General features: G+C 74.8%; 12 protein-coding genes and 2 pseudogenes. 5 read left to right on the top strand and 9 right to left on the bottom strand.

Annotation, left to right across the window (positions count from 1 at the left end):
* Nucleotides 1–69 precede the first annotated feature (69 nt).
* Complete coding sequence (locus HCJ94_RS14250) at nucleotides 70–2,202, top strand: transglycosylase domain-containing protein (protein WP_168001492.1); 2,133 nt, start codon at nucleotides 70–72, stop codon at nucleotides 2,200–2,202.
* 19 nt (nucleotides 2,203–2,221) lie between these two features.
* Here HCJ94_RS14250 and HCJ94_RS14245 read toward each other — a convergent pair whose 3' ends face one another.
* Both HCJ94_RS14245 and HCJ94_RS14240 read right to left on the bottom strand, forming a co-directional pair.
* On the bottom strand, nucleotides 2,222–2,791 hold the full coding sequence (locus HCJ94_RS14245) for a GNAT family N-acetyltransferase (protein WP_168001491.1): 570 nt from the start codon (nucleotides 2,789–2,791) through the stop codon (nucleotides 2,222–2,224).
* On the bottom strand, nucleotides 2,788–4,185 hold the full coding sequence (locus HCJ94_RS14240; protein ID WP_168001490.1) for a cobyrinic acid a,c-diamide synthase CobB: 1,398 nt from the start codon (nucleotides 4,183–4,185) through the stop codon (nucleotides 2,788–2,790). The genes HCJ94_RS14245 and HCJ94_RS14240 overlap by 4 nt, the downstream gene beginning before the upstream one ends.
* Before the next feature lie 165 nt (nucleotides 4,186–4,350).
* Between HCJ94_RS14240 and HCJ94_RS14235 the strand changes: the two genes are divergently transcribed.
* Nucleotides 4,351–5,169 carry an SURF1 family cytochrome oxidase biogenesis protein gene (locus tag HCJ94_RS14235; RefSeq protein ID WP_168001489.1) on the top strand — a complete coding sequence of 273 codons (819 nt, stop codon included), beginning with the start codon at nucleotides 4,351–4,353 and terminating at the stop codon, nucleotides 5,167–5,169.
* A 6-nt stretch (nucleotides 5,170–5,175) separates the two neighbouring features.
* Here HCJ94_RS14235 and HCJ94_RS14230 read toward each other — a convergent pair whose 3' ends face one another.
* The 4 genes and pseudogenes from HCJ94_RS14230 to HCJ94_RS14215 all read right to left on the bottom strand — a co-directional run.
* Complete coding sequence (locus tag HCJ94_RS14230; RefSeq protein ID WP_168001488.1) at nucleotides 5,176–6,759, bottom strand: ATP-dependent DNA ligase; 1,584 nt, start codon at nucleotides 6,757–6,759, stop codon at nucleotides 5,176–5,178.
* Between the two features lie 216 nt (nucleotides 6,760–6,975).
* Nucleotides 6,976–7,182, bottom strand: a complete 207-nt coding sequence (locus HCJ94_RS14225; protein WP_168001487.1) for a hypothetical protein — start codon at nucleotides 7,180–7,182, stop codon at nucleotides 6,976–6,978.
* Nucleotides 7,183–7,274: 92 nt separating this feature from the next.
* Nucleotides 7,275–8,621, bottom strand: coding sequence for a dipeptidase (locus HCJ94_RS14220; protein WP_205801270.1), 1,347 nt, complete (start codon nucleotides 8,619–8,621; stop codon nucleotides 7,275–7,277).
* Nucleotides 8,614–9,418: pseudogene (locus HCJ94_RS14215) on the bottom strand (uridine kinase family protein); the annotation flags it as partial. The gene HCJ94_RS14220 and the pseudogene HCJ94_RS14215, both read right to left, overlap by 8 nt.
* 6 nt (nucleotides 9,419–9,424) lie before the next feature.
* Here HCJ94_RS14215 and HCJ94_RS14210 point away from each other — a divergent pair.
* Nucleotides 9,425–9,826: a rhodanese-like domain-containing protein gene (locus HCJ94_RS14210; protein ID WP_168001535.1), complete on the top strand. Its 402-nt coding sequence runs from the start codon at nucleotides 9,425–9,427 to the stop codon at nucleotides 9,824–9,826.
* 133 nt (nucleotides 9,827–9,959) lie between these two features.
* Here the strand turns inward: HCJ94_RS14210 and HCJ94_RS14205 are convergent, their stop codons facing one another.
* The 3 genes and pseudogenes from HCJ94_RS14205 to HCJ94_RS14195 form a co-directional block, all read right to left on the bottom strand.
* A complete protein-coding gene (locus tag HCJ94_RS14205; RefSeq protein ID WP_168001485.1) occupies nucleotides 9,960–11,501 on the bottom strand; it encodes a cobyric acid synthase in 1,542 nt (513 codons plus the stop codon).
* 101 nt (nucleotides 11,502–11,602) lie between these two features.
* A pseudogene (locus HCJ94_RS14200) lies at nucleotides 11,603–12,604 on the bottom strand (cobalamin biosynthesis protein); the annotation flags it as partial.
* Nucleotides 12,605–12,982: 378 nt separating this feature from the next.
* Complete coding sequence (locus HCJ94_RS14195) at nucleotides 12,983–13,876, bottom strand: single-stranded DNA-binding protein (RefSeq protein WP_240944214.1); 894 nt, start codon at nucleotides 13,874–13,876, stop codon at nucleotides 12,983–12,985.
* Nucleotides 13,877–14,185: 309 nt separating this feature from the next.
* Between HCJ94_RS14195 and HCJ94_RS14190 the strand changes: the two genes are divergently transcribed.
* Complete coding sequence (locus tag HCJ94_RS14190) at nucleotides 14,186–14,605, top strand: HPF/RaiA family ribosome-associated protein (RefSeq protein WP_168001483.1); 420 nt, start codon at nucleotides 14,186–14,188, stop codon at nucleotides 14,603–14,605.
* A gap of 74 nt (nucleotides 14,606–14,679) precedes the next feature.
* Nucleotides 14,680–15,720, top strand: coding sequence for an alpha/beta hydrolase (locus HCJ94_RS14185; RefSeq protein WP_168001482.1), 1,041 nt, complete (start codon nucleotides 14,680–14,682; stop codon nucleotides 15,718–15,720).
* Nucleotides 15,721–15,724 lie beyond the last annotated feature (4 nt).

Here is a 15,724-nt window from a genome sequence, read left to right as displayed (position 1 = left end):
GCGCGTCACGGGGCACCGCGTTCATGAATACTTCTCAGGTACGAATCGGAAATGTCATAACTTGGCGGTGTGAGCAACCGACCCCTTGCTGCCGCCGGTCGTCTCGTCCCTCTCCTCCGCGCCGGTCTCATCGCCGGCATCGTGGTCGCCGCCGTGGCCTATCCCGTCGCCGCCGCCACCGGCATCGGCGCCAAGGTCACCGCCCACGCGCTGGAGCACAAGACGAAGATCCTCACGACCGCCCTGCCCGCCGAGACCTCGTACCTGTACGCGCCGGACGGCAAGACGGTGCTGACCATGTTCTACGAGGAATACCGGCAGTACACGAAGATCGCCGACATGTCCCCGAACATCCAGCAGGCGATCGTGGCGGCCGAGGACTCCCGCTTCTACCAGCACCAGGGCGTCGACCCGAAGGGCGTCGCCCGCGCGTTCGTGGCCAACGCCCGTTCCAGCGGCGTCTCCCAGGGCGCGTCCACGCTCACCATGCAGTACGTCCGGATGGCACTGCGGGACAGCGCGAAGACGCCGAAGGAGGTGCAGGAGGCGACCCAGCAGACCAGCATCCGCAAGGTCCGGGAGATGCGGATGGCTCTGGACCTGGAGAAGGAGCTGAGCAAGGAGCAGATCCTCGAGCGCTACCTCAACTCCGCGTACTTCGGCCACCGCGCGTACGGCATCTACGCCGCCAGCGAGATCTTCTTCTCGAAGACCCCGAAGGACCTCACGCCGGTCGAGGCCGCCACCCTCGCCGGGCTCGTCAAGTCACCGTCCGAGTACGACCCGGCCAGCTCGGACCAGAAGGACGCCACCGCGCGCCGCAACTACGTGCTGGACCGGATGGCCGCGCTCGGCTACCTCTCGCCGAACGCCGCCGCCGCGGCGAAGGCCGAACCGATCCGGCTGAAGCTGAGCTACCCCTCCAACGACTGCGCCTCCGTACCGGAGAAGTGGAACAGCTGGGGCTTCGCCTGCGACTACCTGAAGAACTGGTGGAGCGCCCAGCCCGCGTTCGGCGACAACCCGCTGGAACGGATGGACAAGCTGCGCCGGGGCGGATACCGCATCGTGCTGAGCCTGGACCCGAAGACCCAGGCGGCGGCCGAGAAGAACGTCGGCAGCAAGGAGAACACGGGCAGCCCGTTCGCCAACGGCATCGTGGTCGCGGAGCCCGGGACCGGGCGGGTGAAGGCCATGGCGGTGAACCGGACGTACTCGCTCAACCTGGACGAGAACCCGCCCAGCTCCAACCCGGAGGCCGGTCCCAGGGTCAAAGCCAACTACCCGAACACGGTGGCGCCCCTGCTCGGCGGCGGCGACCTACCGGGCTACCAGGCCGGGTCGACGTTCAAGATGTTCCCGATGCTCGCCGCGCTCGACGCCGGCATGACCCTGAACACCACCTTCAACGCGCCGCACCGGTACCGGTCGGAGGTCTACAACGGTTGGGCGCCGTCGAACGCCAGCGGCGCGATGTCCGGTACGCAGACCATGTGGTCCGGCTTCGGCAAGTCGGTGAACACGTACTTCGTCTGGCTGGAGGAGCAGGTCGGCGCGGACCGGGCGGTACGCCTCGCCGAACAGCTGGGCCTGCGCTGGCGCACCGACGTGGACCGGGACCACGCGTCCCCGGCGAAGGCCAAGACGTGGGGTGCCTTCACCCTGGGCGTCTCCGACGCCACCCCGCTGGAGATGGCCAACGCGTACGCCGCCGTCGCCGCGGAGGGCCGGTACTGCGAGGCGATGCCGGTGCAGGCCATCTACAACCGGGACGGCACCCCGGCGATGTACCGGACCGCCTCCGGGATCGAGCGGGAGGTCGCCAAGCCGCGCTGCCGCCAGGTGGTCAACGCCGATGCCGCCCGGGCCGCCACCGACGCCGCGCGGTGTCCCACCGGTGACACCCCGGCGAAGGGTGGCTGCGGCGGCTGGTCGACGGCCGACAGCGTCCGCGGCACGGTCGGCCGGCCGGTCGCCGGCAAGACCGGTACCACGGACAGCACCCGGTCGGCCTGGTTCGTCGGATTCACCCCGGAACTGGCCGCGGCGAGCTTCATCTCCGACCCGGACAACCCGTTCAACGCGGTCGGCGACGGCCAGTCGCAGATCCCCATCGCGGCGGTCTCCAACACCCTGAAGGAAGCGCTGAAGGGCAAGCCGGTACGCCAGTTCACCCCGCCGTCGGACGCGATCGTCGGCTGAGCGCGGCCGCCGCCGGCCCCTACTGCAGGTCGGCGGCGACCAGTGACCACAGCTCCAGGTCGACCCGGGCGCCCTGCACGTACCCGGCGTTGCGGAGCAGACCCTCGTAGCTGAAGCCGGCCTTCTCGGCGACCCGTCGCGACGCGACGTTGCCCGGCGCGACGCGCAGCTCGACCCGGTGGAAGCCGTGCTCCAGGAGCAGCGCGATGGCGAGCGCGTCCACCGCCTCGACGGCCAGCCCGAAGCCGCGGGCGTGCGGGGCCATCGCGTACGAGACCTCCGTGGACAGGGCGCCCCAGTCGGTACGCCGCGTCCAGAGGCAGCCGACCACCCGGTCGTCCTCCCGCCGGAGCACCGCGTAGTGGTCCCCGTCGCCGCTGTCGCGCCGCTGCCGCGCCAGGTCGGTGCACCAGGCGTGCCCGTCGATCTGGCCGGTCTCCTCGGCCACGGGCAGCCAGCGCTGGGTCTGGCGGTCGGCGAAGACCTCGTCCGCCGCCTTCGCGTCGGCCGCCGTCAGCGGCCGCACCTCCGTTCGCGGTGTGGAGACCGTCAGCTCCGGGAACCGGCGGACCGCCACCTGACCGATCACGCGGGCACCCCGCCGGCCGGGGACTCGGCGGGCACCGCCTGGGCGGCGGCGACCATCCGGGCGGCCAGCTGCGGATGCGCGGCCCAGTGCAGGGTCAGCTGCGAGGCGTGCACCCCCCGCCAGACGAAGCCCTCGGGGGAGCCGCCGTCCCAGGTCCAGGCCGGCCGCTGCCCGGCCCGCGGCGTAAGCACCGCCCGATGCTCCTTGTGCCCGGTCACCGTCGCGCCCGCCGCGGCCACCACGCTGTCGGTCGCCGCCGTCGCGGCACGGTAGCCGACCACGAGGCCGTCCCGGCTGCTGCCGATGGCGTCGAGCACCCCGCACATGGGCAGGCCGTCCAGCTCCCGGGCCAGCCACAGCAGCCCGGTGCCCTCGGCGACGACCGGGCGGCCGGTGCGGGCCAGCTCGGCGACCGCGATGCAGAGCCGGCGGTTGGCCGACAGGCGGTCGGCGCACGACTCGGGGAGGCTCCCGCCGACGACCAGCGCGCGGGTGCCGGCCGGCAGCGTCTCGTCGTGCAGCGGGTCCAGGGTCACCACCTCGGCACCGGCGGCCCGCAGCAGCTCGGTCGTCTCGGCGTGGCTGTAGCCCCCGCCGGCGCCCCCGGCCACCGCGATCAGCGGTCGCTCGCCGGTCGCCGGCGCCTCGGCGCCCCCCACCTCGGCCTCCGGCGACCACGCCGCCACGCTCAGCGGCGGGGCGGAGCGCGCCAGCCCCAGCAGCCGTTCCAGGTCGACGGTCGCCGCCACCGCCTCGCCGAGCCGGCGGACCGCCCGGTCGGCCTCGGTGGACGCCGTGACCACGGGGACCGTCCCGTGCCGGCGCGCCGGCAGCACCGGCGGCAGGTCCTGCCGGCGCAGGGCACCGTAGACCGGCACGCCGATGTCGTCCAGCGCCTCGCGCAGCAGCGCCTCGTGCCGGCCGGAGGCGACCCGGTTGAGGATCACACCGCCCAGCCAGAGCTGCTCGTCGTACGCCCGGAAGCCGTGCACCAGGGCGGCCACCGACTGACCCATGGCGGCCACGTCGACCACCAGCACGACCGGGCTGCGCAGCGCGGTGGCGACCGCCGCGGTCGACTCGGTCTCCGGGTGGCCGGTGAGCGAGTCGTACAGCCCCATGCTCCCCTGGACCACCGCGAGCCCGGCGCCGGCGGCACCGTGCGCGACCAGCGGGGCGATCCGCTCCGCACCGACCAGCCGGGGGTCGAGCGTGCGCCCGGGCCGGCCGGCGGCGAGCCCGAGGTAGGCGGCGTCGACCCGGTCCGGCCCGACCTTGAAACCGGCGACCGGCACCCCCCGGTCGGCGAGCGCGGCGAGCAGCCCGATCGCCAGCATGTTCGTCCCATGCCCGGACGAGGGCGCACTGAGCACCAGGCGCGGCACGACGGTCATCATCGACTCCCTCGCGGGCGGCGGCGGGTACGCGGGGTGGACCGACGGCGCGGTCCGCCCGCGTGACGATAGCGGACGGGACCGACGTGGGAGCGTCACCGGAGCGGCCGGTCGCGTCGCCACGGGGTCGCGCGGGCCGGTGGCCCAGGTCATACGGGTAATCTCGTGGTCGTGTACCGGTTCCTGCTGACGCCGCGCTGGCTGGGCGCGCTCGCGCTGACCCTGGTCGCGGCGGCGGTGATGGTGCTGCTGGGCAACTGGCAGCTGGACCGCTACCACGAGCGGACGGAGATCAACGAGCGGATCGACGCCGGCCGGCGGATGACACCGGTGCCGCTGCGCGACGCGGTGGCCGCCCCGACCGGGCCCGCCGGCACCGTCGGTCAGCCGCCGACCGACGAGAAGACCTGGACGAAGGTCACCGTCACCGGCCGCTACGACGACTCGAACGTGATCCTGGTCCGGGGCCGCTCGGTGGACCGTACGGTCGGCTTCGAGGTGCTGACCCCGCTGGTCCTCGCCGACGGCACCGCCGTCCTCGTGGACCGGGGCTGGATCCCGCCCGCCCCCGGCGGCGACGCGACCGCGCAGCCGGTGGTGCCGGCGACGCCCGCCGGTCAGGTGACCGTGACCGGCCGGGTCCGCCCCGGCGAGGGCGGCTCCGTCCCGGTCGCCCGGCGCGACGGCAAGCTGGAGACGCGCCGCATCATGCTGCCCCGGCTGGCCCGCGAGCTGCCCTACCCGGTGCACGGCGCGTACGTGCTGCTCGACGAGCAGACCCCGGCGGCCGACCCGACCTTCGCGGCGATCCCCGTCGGCTACACGAACAACTGGCAGAACTTCGGCTACGTCGTGCAGTGGTGGATCTTCGCCGGCATGACCCTGTTCGGCTACGGCTTCTTCGCCCGGCGGGAGGCCCGCCGCCGCGCCGGCGTGACGCCCGAGCGGCCCACCGACCGCGCCGCCGAGCCCGCGTCGGTCTGACCGCCGTCAGCCGGTGGGGCGACCGGCGTGGATCGCGCGCACCGCGTCGATCGTGTCCGCCTCGGCCGCCGTCTTGTCGTCCCGGTAGCGCACCACGCGGGCGAAGCGCAGCGCCACCCCGCCGGGGTAGCGGGAGCTGCTCTGCACGCCGTCGAAGGCGATTTCGACCACCTGCTCGGGGCGGACCCGCACCACCCAGTCGCCCTTCTCCACCGCCAGGTCGAGGAAGCGCTCGGTCTGCCAGCGCAGCAGCTCGTCGGTGAGCCCCTTGAAGGTCTTGCCCAGCATGACGAAGTCCCCGGTACGCGGGTCGCGCGCGCCGAGGTGCAGGTTCGACAGCCAGCCCTGGCGCCGCCCGCTGCCCCACTCGACGGCGAGGACCACCAGGTCCAGGGTGTGCCGGGGTTTGACCTTGACCCAGGCGGCACCGCGGCGGCCGGCGTCGTAGGGGGCGTCCGGGGCCTTCACCACCACGCCCTCCTGCCCGGCGTCGACGGCGGCCGCGAACGCCGCACCCGCCGCCTCCGGGCCGTCGACCTCCACCCGCCCGACCAGCAGCTGCGGGTCGACGGCGCCGGCCAGCGCGGCCCACCGTTCCCGGCCCGGCCGGTCGATCAGGTCCTCGCCGTCGAGGTGCAGCAGGTCGAAGAAGTACGGGGTGAGCACGGCCTCGCCGGTCGTCTCGGCGGCGGCGAGCACGGCCGGGGCGACCGGGGTGCCGCCGGTGGTGCTGGGTGTGGTGCGGCGCGCCGCCCGGCTGGAGGTCTCCTGGAACGGCAGCGGGCGCCCGGTCGCGTCCAGCCCGATGGCCTCGCCGTCGAGCACCAGCTCGCGGGCGGGCAGCGCGCGGACGGCGGCGACCACCTCCGGCACCCGGACGGTGATGTCGTCGAGGCTGCGGGTGAACACGGCGATGTCCTGCCCTGAGCGGTGCACCTGGATGCGGATGCCGTCGAGCTTGACGTCGACCACGGCGGGCACGCCGGTGGCGAGGAGCGCCTCGTCGACCGACGGGGCGCTCTGCGCCAGCATCGGTGCGAGCGGACGCCCGACCTGGAGACCGAACGCGGCCAGCGCGGCCGCGCCGCCGTCGAGCGCGGCCACCGCGACCGCGCGCAGGTCACCGGCGAGCAGCAGCGCCCGGCGGACAGCCGCGACCGGCACCTCCGCCGCGCGGGCCACCGCGTCGGCGAGGAGACCGGCCTGGGCACCCTGGCGCAGCTCCCCGCTGAACAGCCCGGTCAGCAGCCGCTGCTCGTCGGCCGTGGCGGACGCGTAGAGCCGATGCAGCAGCGCGCGACGGCGGGCCTGGGAGCCCGCCCCGCGTACCGACGAGATGTCCTCGATCGCCGCGTCGACCGCGGCCACGGTCAACGTCGGGGTGCCGGCCGGTGGCGGCAGGTCACGCAGGCTCGCCCAGCCCACCCCGGTCTGGCGTTGCCGGAGCTCGCCGGCGAGGTAGCCGGAACCGGCCGCCACCTCGTCCGGCTCGAGGCGCCGCAGCGCGTCGGCGAGCAGCTCCACCTTGGCACGACGACCGCTGGTCGCGGCGACGGCGGCGGAGGTGGCTGCCAGGTCCAGGAACCGCACGGGCTCCATCCTGCCAGCCACCCCCGACACCACCCGGGCATTGCCGTGCCCGGGCCGTCCGTACCCACCGCGCCGGCGCCGGCGGCTCGCGGCCGCGCGCAGAACGGGGCCGCTCCAGGCCGCGGCCGTCGAGGCCACTCCCGGGTCTCGCCCGGTCAGGACCGCGCCGGGTGTTCGCGCCGCCAGGACGCGCCGGTCAACGCCGGTCTCGCGGGGTCAGGCCGAGACGGGCTCCTCGATGCGCAGGCCACGGGCCCGCACCTCGTCGGCGACCCGGGACAGCAACGAGTCGAGCGCGACCAGGGCGGCGGACAGCTCACCGAGCTGTTCCTTGAGCGTGTCCTCGGACCACGCGGAGACGTCGACGTCCCCGAGAGCGCTGACGGCGGCCTCCAGGCGGGCCATCACCTCGTTCGTACTCATGTACGAAAGGCTATAACAGCCCCGCGCCCGACACACCGCAAACTCCCAGATGGACCAGGAAGTTACGGTTCCGACACCCGGCTCGACTCAGCTCACCCGCGAGCCGCTTCGGCCACGTTGCGCAGCAGCAGCGCCTCGGCGAGACAGACCCGGGCGAACTCGCCGAGGTGCAGGCTCTCGTTCGGGCCGTGGGCCCGGGCGTGCGGGTCCTCCACGCCGGTCACCAGGATCGCGGCGGCCGGGAACATCTCCTGGAACGTGGCGATGAACGGGATCGATCCGCCGACGCCCATGTCCACCGGGTCGGTCCCGTTCCAGGCGGTCCGGAACGCCGAGCGGGCGGCGTCGAACATCGGGCCGGAGGCGTCGATGACGCACGGGTCGCCGTCGTGCTCGAAGGTCACCGTCACCTGGGCGCCCCACGGGGCGTGCTTCTCCAGGTGGGCGCGCAGCGCCGCGTACGCCCGGTTGGGTTCGTCGCCCGGCGCGAGCCGCACGCTCAGCTTGGCCTTCGCGGCCGGAACCAGGGCGTTCGGCGCCTCGCCGGTGGCCGGCGCGTCCACGCCGAGCACCGCGAGGGCCGGCTTGTTCCAGAGCCGGTCGGTGATCCGGCCGGTGCCGATGAACTGCACGCCCTCGGCCAGCCCAGCCTCGGCACGGAACCGGTGCGTGGGGTAGTCCACGTTCGCGATCTCCCGGCGGACCAGGCCGTCGACGGCAACGTCACCGGCGTCGTCATGCAGGGTGGCGAGCAGCCGGACCAGCGCGGTGAGCGCGTCCGGCACCGCGCCGCCGAACATGCCGCTGTGTACGGCGTGGTCGAGGGTGCGCACCTCCACGAAGCAGTTGACGATGCCGCGCAGCGAGGTGGTCAGCGCCGGTACGCCGACGTCCCAGTTGCCGGAGTCGGCGATCACGATCACGTCGGCGGCGATCTCGTCGCGGTGCTCGGCGAGCAGCTGCTCCAGCGAGTCGGAGCCGTACTCCTCCTCGCCCTCGATGAAGAGCGCCACGCCGACCGGGAGCGCGTCGCCGAACGCCCGCAGCGCCGCGATGTGCGCCATGATGCCGGCCTTGTCGTCGGCCGCGCCGCGGCCGTAGAGCCGACCGTCCCGCTCGACCGGCTCGAACGGGTCGGACTCCCACAGCGACAGGTCGCCGACCGGCTGCACGTCGTGGTGGGCGTAGAGCAGCACCGTCGGCGCGCCGGGCGGGGCCGGCTTCGTCCCGATCACGGCCGGCTGGCCGCCAGCACGCACGATCTTCACGTCGAGGCCGCAGCCCCGCAGCAGCTCGGCGACCGCCTCGGCGGAACGCTCGACGTGCGAGTGGTCGAAGCCCTCGAACGCGATGCCGGGGATGCGGACGAGACGTTCGAGGTCGGCGCGGACGCCGGGCAGTTCCCGCTCGACGGCGGCCCGCAGGTCGGACTCGGACATGATCGGTGTGGTCATGACCGGCATCGTATTCCGGCCTTACCCGGGCCGCCCCGCCGCAGGTAGTAGCGGGACCGGTCGTGCGGCAGGTCCGGCGCCCCGTCGACCACCAGGTCCGCCCGTTCCTCGGTGCCGTCGGCGGCGAAGTGGGCCCGCTCGCCCGTGTGCCAGCGGCGCAGCTCCGGGAGGATGCCCGGGCCGTCCCGCGCCACCGCGCGGGTGAGCCGCAGCTCCGGCGGGGCGGTGACGAACACCGCCAGGCTCAGGTCCGGCACGGCCGCGGCGCGCGCCGCGCTCACCCCCTCCACGAGGAGCACCGGCGCCACCGGCACCGGCACCGGGCGGGGCAGGAAGTCCCGGCGGACCCAGCTGTACCGCCGGTACGCCCCCGGCCGGCCCTCACGGACCGGCGCGAGGACGCACTCCTCCAGGCGGGACCAGAAGGTGAGCTGGTCGTCCCAGCCGTCGAGCAGGTCGTCGGTGTGCACCACGGGCGGCCGCGCGCCGCCGGGCAACTCGGCGAGGGCGTCCGCGAGCCGCGCCGTGAACCAGCTCTTGCCCGCGCCGCTCGGCCCGTCGACGGCCACCAGCCGGGTCCGTCCCAACCGCGCCGGGGCCGCCCGCACCCGGCGCGCCAGCTGGGCGTACGCCTCCAGCACCGCCACCTCCACGCGCCGACCGTAGCGGGCGGCGCCGGGGCGACCGGCGGCCCGTCGCCCGTTCGGGCGGTCGTGGTGGGCAGCCGGACCGTTCGGGCGGCGGAGCAGGGGGCCGGGCGGGATGATCGGCTCGTGTCCCACAGCGTGATGAGTCCGGGCGTCGACGCCCTGCTGGAACAGGCCCGGGCCGGGGTGCGCCGGCTGACCCCGCACCAGGCGGTCGAGGCGGTCCGTACCGGGGCGTTGCTGATCGACACCCGCTCCGACGCGCAGCGGCGGGAGCAGGGCGACCTGCCCGGCGCGATCGTCATCGACCGCACGATCCTGGAGTGGCGGCTGGACCCGGCGAGCGCCTGGCGGATCCCCGAGGCCACCGGGTACGACCTGAAGATCGTGCTGGTGTGCCGCCAGGGCTACAGCTCCAGCCTGGCGGTGGCGAGCCTGCGGGCGCTCGGCCTGCACCGCGCCACCGACGTCATCGGCGGCGTGGAGGCGTGGCAGCAAGCCGGACTCCCCATGTCCGACCGCCCCGCCGACATCCGCTACTGACCCGCCCCACCCTTCCGCGATCTTGCACTTTCGGCCCTTCATATGCCCCTTCTGCGGGCATTGGTCCGGGCAGGAAGTGCAAGATCGCGGAGTCGAGGGGGCGAGGCACCCCGGCGTGCGGCCCGGTACGGGGTCAGGCGGTGGGGGCGCCGGGTGGGATGAACGGGAGGTCGGCCGGCGGGCCGGACTCGATGAGGCGCCACAGGGCGTCCGTGTCGAGGTGCTCCTCGACGAGGTCGCCGAGCAGGTCCAGCGAGCGTTCCCGGGCGGCGGCGAAGGAGGTGTCCGGGGCGACGCGGAAGCCGGCCCGCCCGGCCTGGCGGGCCACCTCGGTCAGGAATCGGCGGCGGAAGGCGTCCGACTCGAACGCACCGTGCCAGTGCGTCCCGTACACCCCGCCGGTCACCGCGCCCTCGCCGGTGCCGTCCGCGTACGCGAGCAGCGGGGTGAGGTCCGGGTCGGCGGACGAGACGTACCCGTGGTGGATCTCGTAGCCGTGGACCGGGACGCCGTCCCACGCCGTGCCGGCCGACTGGCGCACGGTCTTGCGCGGGTCGAAGGTGACCTCGATCGGCAGCAGGCCGAGGCCGGGCACGCTGCCCCGACGGCTCTCCACCGGGTCGTGGATCGCACGGCCGAGCATCTGGAACCCGCCGCAGACGCCGAGCAGGGGGCGGCCGGCACCGGCGTGGGCCAGCACCGCGTCGGCGAGCCCGGTCTCCCGCAGCCAGGCCAGGTCCGCCACGGTCGACTTCGAACCGGGCAGGACGACCAGGTCGGCGGCGGCGAGTTCGGCCGGCTCGACGGTGAGGCGCACCCGGACGCCGGGCTCCGTGGCGAGCGCCTCGACGTCGGTGGCGTTGCTGATCCGGGGCAGCCGGACCACGGCCACGTCCAGCCACTCGTCGCCGCGCGGGCCGGCCGGACGGCCCAGCACCCGCCCGTAGGCGAGCGAGTCCTCCGCGTCCAGCCAGAGGTCGAGCGCCCACGGCAGCACCCCGTACGTGGGGCGGCCGGTGACCTGGCGCAGCATGTCCAGCCCCGGCTGGAGCAGCCCGAGGTCGCCCCGGAACTTGTTGATGACGAAGCCGGCGACCAGGGCCTGGTCGTCCGGGTCGAGCAGGGCGACGGTGCCGAACATCGAGGCGAACACACCGCCGCGGTCGATGTCACCGACCACGATCGTGGGCAGGCCGGCGTGCCGGGCCAGCCCCATGTTGACGTAGTCGCCGGCCCGCAGGTTGATCTCCGCCGGGCTGCCCGCCCCCTCGCAGATCACCACGTCATACGCCGCCCGCAGCTCGGCCAGTGCCGCGTACGCGGTCTCGGCGAGGCGGGGCCGCAACTGCCGGAAGGTGCCGGCCGTGATCGTGTCCACGGCCTCGCCCAGCAGCACGACCTGGCTGGCGAGGTCGCTGCCCGGCTTGAGCAGCACCGGGTTGAACCGCAGGTCCGGGGCGAGACCGCAGGCCGCAGCCTGCATGGCCTGCGCGCGCCCGATCTCGCCGCCGCGCCCGTCCGGGCCGACCACCACGGCCGAGTTGTTCGACATGTTCTGCGCCTTGAACGGCGCGACCTTCACGCCCCGCCGGTGCAGCCAGCGGCAGATGCCGGCGGTGAGCACGCTCTTGCCCGCGTCGGACGTGGTGCCGGCGACCAGCAGGCCGCCGCTCACCGCCCACTCCCCCGGCCGCTCGTGCGACCCGGACCCACCGCGACCCGGCCGGCCCGGTCGGCGAGCCCCGCCGCGAGCCGGCGGCCGGCGGCACCCGTGACCCGACCGCTCGGGGCGCCCAGTCCCGCCGTGAGCCGCCGGCCGGCGGCACCGAGCAGCCGGCCGACGGTCAGCGGGTACGCCGCCGCGAGCCCGAGCGCGGCGAGCCCCACCGCACCGGAGATCCGGGCGGCCCGGGGCAGGTGGCGGGCCTCGGGCCGCGGCCCGTCGCCGAGGAAGGGGCGCACCTCGGAACGGCCGAAGTAGACGTTGCGACCGCCGAGCCGGACGCCCAGCGCCCCGGCCATCGCCGCCTCGCACTGCCCCGCGTTGGGGCTGGGGTGGTCGTCGCGATCACGGCGCCAGATCCGCCAGGTCCGCGCCCGGTCGCCGTGCGCCACCGGGGCGACGGCCACCGTCAGCAGCCCGGTCAACCGGGACGGGACGAGATTCAGCAGGTCGTCGAGGCGCGCGGCCGGCGTCCCGAACCGGGCGTACCGGGGCGAGCGGTGGCCGACCATCGCGTCGAGCGTGTTCGCCGCGCGGTAGCCCAGCAGGCCGGGCAGGCCGGCGACCGCGCCCCAGAAGAGGGGAGCGACGACCGCGTCGGAGGTGTTCTCAGCGACCGACTCGACGGTGGCGCGCGCCAGCTCGGGCTCGTCCAGCGCCGACGGGTCCCGCCCGCACAGGTGACCGAGGCGCTGCCGGGCCCCCGGCAGGTCGCCGTCGCGCAGCGTCCGGCCCATCACCGTGGCCTCGTGCCGCAGGGTACGCCCACCCAGCACGGTCCACGTGCCGGCAGCCACCAGGGCGGCGCGGGCCAACGGCCGCCGCCGGGTGGCGACCGTCGCCGCCGCCCCGAGCAGCACCGGCACGCCCACCGCCAACGCCGCGTACGCCGCCCCGGCCGTCCGCTCGGGCCGGTAGATCCGCCGTTCCAGGGCACCGGCCGCGCGGCCGAACCCCGCCACGGGGTGCCACCGGCGGGGGTCGCCGACCAGGGCATCCAGGGCGTAGCCCGCAACCAGTCCCGCCGCGGTCGCCACCGGCGTCGCCTGCCGCACCGGCATCACCTCCGGCCGGCCAGCCTAACCGAGCCCCACCCCTCCCCCTCCCGCCCACCGCCCCCGCCCATCACGTTCCGTGACTGCCACCGGGCGCCGCACCGGCCGCCCGTGATCGGACACGTCCCACCGACTCGACATGCCGCCACGACCGCCGCTGAGGCGTATCCGATCGTGACGACCGCCCAGAGCCCGGCCCGCCCGTCTGCGCTCGGGGTGACGGCCGTCAGCCACCGCCACCCCGCCCCCGTCGCACCAGCGGCCAGGCGCGGCTCTGCCCCCGGACACAGCCCACGGGCAGAGCCGTCACCGGGCCGAGCCGTCACCGGGCAGAGCGGCCACCACGCAGAGCCCGCCACCAGGCAGAGCCGACCCCGGTCAGGCCGGCGTCGGCGCCCGGCCGCGGCTTCGCCGGCCCCGGCCGCCAGCCACCGGCCCGGCCTCGGACCCGCCGACCCGGTCCGTCTCGCCGACCCCGTCCGCCTCCTCGATCAGGCCCGGCTCCCCGACCAGGTCCGCCCCGCCGAGCAGGTCGGTCCCGCCGAGCAGGTCGGTCCCGCCGAGCAGGTCGGTCCCGCCGAGCAGGTCGGTCCCACCCGGGCTCCGGTCGGGAGCACCGGCCGGGATCGCACCGTCGCCGGATTCGTCGGTCAGGTCGGGCTCGTCGTCCTCCGGGCCGGAGTCGCCCGGCGAAGCCTCCAGCGGACCGTCCAGCGGGTCCACCAGGCTGAAGCTCAGCGACCCCGACCGGGCCCGCGCCGCCGCGAACTCGGGCATCTCGAAGTCGTCGTCGAGCGGCTGGTGGTCGAGCAGGGCCGGGGCCTCGGCGGGCGGCACCGGCTCGGTCGGCTCGCCGTGGACGCGCTGCTCGGCCTCGGCGTCCTCCACGGCGCTTGTCGCCCTCGTCGGACGGTTGCGCAGGAACCGGCCGCGCCCCCGGGAGAGGTCGTGCCCCACGGCGACGGCCTCCAGCTCGTAGAGGGTGCGGTGGTTGCCGGCGTCGTCGGTCCAGTCGCGGGTGTAGAGCCGCCCGCACACGATCACCGGGTCGCCGACCATCACCGAGGCGGCCACGCCCTCGGCGAGCTTCCGCCAGCAGTTCACGCGGACGCGGAGGCTGTTTCCGTCGACCCAGCGCCCGCTGTCGCGGTCCAGCCGGCGGGCGGTGGAGGCGACCTTGAAGTTGGCCACCAGGGTCTGGCTCTGGGTGGTACGCCGCCACTCGGGTGTGGTGAGCACGTTGCCCACGATCGTCACGTAGGTGTCGAACATCGTCCCTCCAGGGGAGATCGGGCTTGCCATCAGCGAGTCGACTCGGGACCGAGCCTGGCCGCCGACCGCGTCCACCGCGACCCCGGAGCGTCGACCTGTGGACAGCGACGCCGCCTGTGGACAACAACCTGATCAAGGCCCCGGTGTGCTAGGGCCGCCGGCCGGGTGGTGGCGGCGAAGGCCAGCCGCGGGATCGATCACGTTCCGGAACGGAAGCCGTTGGGTATGGCTTTGATCAAGGCACAGCACCCCGAACGAAAGGTCAGCGATCATGACGACGACCACCACCGGCACCCGGCGGGTCCAGCGATGAGCGCCGTGACGAACCCGGCCACCGTCGCCGAGTGCCTGCGCGTCGGGGCGGGCTTCTCGCAGGGCGACCAGGCCGGGATAGCCGAGCAGTTCGCCACGCTCGACGCCCGGCTGGCCGGCTTCCACGCCGACGCCACCGAGCTCGAGGTGTCGGTCAAGGACCGCGCGGCCAAGGGCCAGAAGGTCACCCTGGAGTGCTGGATCGCCGGCCGGCAGAAGATCGTCACCACCTCCGCCGAGGAGGATCTGCACGCCGCGCTCAACGATGTGCGGGACGACCTGCGGCGCCGCCTGAACGACGCGAAGACCCGCCAGGAGCCCCGGCACAACAAGCACCTGCGCGACACCGGGCAGCAGTCGGACGACCAGCAGGTCGCCGACACCGAGCCGGTCCGCGCCGACGCCGAGACGGCCTGAGGCGTACGCCCTCCTCCGCCCTTCATGCGGAGGAGGGCTACCGCCGGGTAGCTTGCCGGCGTACCGTCGCTGTCGTGGAACCGGACGTGCTGGGGCCGCCGTACGAGCGGCAGACGATCGACCTGGGCACCGACGACGAGGGCCCGGTGGTGGCGACCCTGGTCCGCCGCCGCGCCGACCGGCCCACCGGGCGGGCCGTGCTCTACGTCCACGGCTTCGTCGACTACTTCTTCCAGACCCACCTGGCCGACTTCTTCGTCGAGCGGGGCTGGGACTTCTACGCGCTGGACCTGCGCAAGTACGGGCGCAGCCTGCTGCCGCACCAGACGCCGAACTTCTGCCTCGACCTCGACGAGTACCTCCCGGAGCTGGACGCCGCCGCGAAGATCATCCGCGAGGATGACGGGCACGACATCGTGCTCGGCATGGGCCACTCCACCGGCGGCCTGATCATCTCGCTGTGGGCGCACGCCCGACGCGACGCCGGCCCGGTCGACGGGCTCTTCCTCAACAGCCCCTTCTTCGACCTCAACCTTCCGTGGGTGCTGCGGCGGCCCGGCGCGGCCGCCGTCGCGCGCCTGGCCCGCAGCGCGCCGAAGCGCGTCATCCGCGCCGGCCTCGGCACGGTGTACGGCGAGAGCCTCCACGCCGACCACCGCGGCGAGTGGAGTTACGACCTGGCCTGGAAGCCGCTCGCCGGATTCCCGGTGCGGGCCGGCTGGCTGGCCGCGGTCCGCCGGGGCCAGCAGCAGCTCCGCGCCGGGCTCGACATCCCGGTGCCGGTGCTGGTCGCCGCGTCCACCCGCAGCTTCAAGGGGCTCAAGTGGCAGGACGGGGCCTCCCTCGCCGACGCCGTGCTGGACGTGGAGCACATGGTCCGCTGGGCGCCCCGGCTGGGCCGGCACGTCACCCTGGCCCGTTTCGACGGCGGCCTGCACGACCTCACGCTCTCCGGCCCCGCCGTACGTGAGAAGGTCTTCGCCGAGGTCGGCCGCTGGGCCGACGCCTTCCTCGGTGCCGGACCGACGGTCACCGACGAGGAGCGCGCGGCGGCGGACGGCACGCCACCGGCACCCCGCCGGCCGGAGGCGGAGACCGCCGTACCGCAGGGCTGAGACG

Source organism: Micromonospora thermarum (assembly GCF_012034245.1).
In the GTDB taxonomy this organism is placed as follows: domain Bacteria; phylum Actinomycetota; class Actinomycetes; order Mycobacteriales; family Micromonosporaceae; genus Micromonospora; species Micromonospora thermarum.
Note: the sequence above shows the minus strand (reverse complement) of the source record. Positions and strands in the feature narration are given on the sequence as shown.